General features: G+C 31.5%; 2 protein-coding genes. Both read right to left on the reverse strand.

The window, feature by feature from the left end:
• Nucleotides 1–34 precede the first annotated feature (34 nt).
• Nucleotides 35–820, reverse strand: a complete 786-nt coding sequence (locus AC11W3_RS18090) for a distal tail protein Dit (protein WP_484093491.1) — start codon at nucleotides 818–820, stop codon at nucleotides 35–37.
• Nucleotides 774–1,199, reverse strand: a 426-nt coding sequence (locus AC11W3_RS18095) for a phage tail protein (protein WP_484093492.1), incomplete at its 5' end; no start/stop codon positions are given. The genes AC11W3_RS18090 and AC11W3_RS18095, both read right to left, overlap by 47 nt.

The raw sequence follows: 1,199 nt of genomic DNA on the forward strand, positions 1-1,199 counted from the left end.
GTGTTATTGAAAATATAAAGCATATAAACACCCCCTATAAGTATTCCTTATAATAACTAATATTTATATCGACATTTGTTGCTGTGGTTTTCGTATAGGTATTATTTCCTTTTATAAGCTTATGGAAGCCACTATCCAAAGTTAAAATAGCCATATTTGTAACATCATTAATAATTACTCTTTTTGTTTTTAAATCTATTGCTATTTCGTCCCCAATTTGAAAACTACCAACTAGCTTTATAAAGTTATTATATTTACTATTTGAAAAGTTTATTTGTATAGTGCTTTGTGCTTGATTTACATAACAAACAATTACAGGATATATTTCGGCTGTTCCTGTATAATTTACAATGGTTGTCGTTGATGTAAGAAGCGTTGTAGTCGGTGTGTTGTCTATTCTATTAGGGTTTAATAATATAAACTCTATAGTCCCATTAGCTGAATACATATTATCAGATACTTCTATATTATTATTAACTTTTGCCATGTAATAAGAGTTAGGAAAATCTGGTAGGACAAGCCTAGAGGCTTTGAAGTTGTCCCCTCTAAGCCATTCAGCCATTATTTCTTGTTTATCCTGTGTTGTGTATTTCCCATCATTTAAAATAGTGAAGTCTAATCTTATTTTCTTACCACCTAGAGTTGTACCCATATCATATAAACCAATTAACTTAGGTGCTTTTACTGTACTGTTCTCGAGGTCTGGAAGGGCTTGTGTAGTGACTTTGTTTACCTTAATGAATGTTGGTATGGCTACACCATTAAATGTTATATTAGGCAATTGAAACACCCCCTCTTGTTCTTCTATTTCTACTTTCAAACTCTTTTAATTTTATATCTATTTGCTTAGTTAAAGCATTAATATCTTGGTCATTTCTTACTGAAGGGTTATTAATATTAAGCACAAAAGAAGTATTACCACTAGAATATGCTTGTGGCTCTGCTACGCTGTTTATTGCCGATCCTGTTAATGATTTAATTGCGTTCTTTGTGTCTCTTTCTGTATTAGATATACCTATATGGAAACCTTCGCCTGTATATTCTCCTAGTTGTTTGAACACCCTAGAAGGAGAATGTATTCCTAAATTGTTTTTAGCTGAATCTACGGCACTATTAACAATTCCACCTATAGCACCTTTTATTCCACTACCCATATTTTTTATACCATTAATTAATCCTTGTATCATGTTCTTTCCTAT

The sequence above is a fragment of the Geomonas sp. genome, from assembly GCF_056994735.1.